A 1,025-nucleotide genomic window follows, 5' to 3' on the forward strand; every position below is an offset into this window, starting at 1 on the left:
GTCCTGGCCTCCTGCGGCACGGCCGGGAACACCTCCGGCGTGACGATCGGCTTGCTGCTCCCGGGAGCCGGGACCCCTCGCGCCGAGCAGTTCGACAGGCCCCTGATCGAGAAGAAGATCAAGGACCTGTGCGGCGACTGCACGGTGGAGTACGCCAACGCCAAGGAGGATGTGGCCACCCAACACCAGCAGATTCACTCCATGGTCACCAAGGGGGTCGAGGTCCTGATCCTCGACCCCGTCGACGCCAAGGTGGCCCGATCCTCGGTCGAGACGGCCGATCGCGCGGGCATCCCGGTCGTCGCCTACGACCGCCTCGCCACGGGCCCGATCTCGGGCTACGTCTCCTTCGACGGCGAGAAGGTCGGCGAGATCCAGGGCCGGGCGCTCCTCAAGGCCATGGGCGACAAGGCGGACGGCGGGCAGATCGTCATGATGAATGGCTCCTCGGCCGACCCGAACTCGGCCGCCTTCAAGAGGGGCGCCCTGTCCGTCCTCCAGGGGAAGGTGAAGATCGGCAAGGCGTACGACACCGTCGAGTGGAATCCGGACAACGCCCACATCAACATGTCCGGCGCCATCTCCGCTCTGGGCGCCGACAACATCGACGGCGTCTACTCCGCCAACGACGGCCTCGCTGGCGGCGTCATCTCCGCCCTCAGGGCCGCCAAGGTCTCACCGCTCCCCCCGGTCACCGGCCAGGACGCCGACATCACGGCCGTACAGCGCATCGTGAGCGGCGAGCAGTACATGACCGTCTACAAGCCCTTCAAGCTCGAGGCCGAGGCCGCCGCCGAAATGGCCGTCGCCCTGGCCCAGGGTGAACAACTCGGCGACATCGCCACAGACATGGTCGACAGCCCCACCACCGACGACATCCCGGCCGTCCTGCTCACGCCGATCTCCCTGACCGCCGACAACATCAAGGACACGGTCGTCAAGGACGGCATGTACACGATCGATCAGATCTGCACGCCCAAGTACAAAGCCGCTTGTGAGAGGGCGGGACTCACCACGTAAACGCG

Annotated in this window: 1 protein-coding gene; it reads left to right on the plus strand. The window is 66.7% G+C overall.

What is annotated here, in order from left to right; all coding sequences use genetic code 11:
- Window positions 1-3: 3 nt before the first annotated feature.
- Window positions 4-1,020 carry a substrate-binding domain-containing protein gene (locus tag G6048_RS48255; RefSeq protein WP_235991167.1) on the plus strand — a complete coding sequence of 339 codons (1,017 nt, stop codon included), beginning with the start codon at window positions 4-6 and terminating at the stop codon, window positions 1,018-1,020.
- Window positions 1,021-1,025 lie beyond the last annotated feature (5 nt).

Source organism: Streptomyces ureilyticus (genome assembly GCF_011045025.1).
Taxonomy (GTDB): domain Bacteria; phylum Actinomycetota; class Actinomycetes; order Streptomycetales; family Streptomycetaceae; genus Streptomyces; species Streptomyces ureilyticus.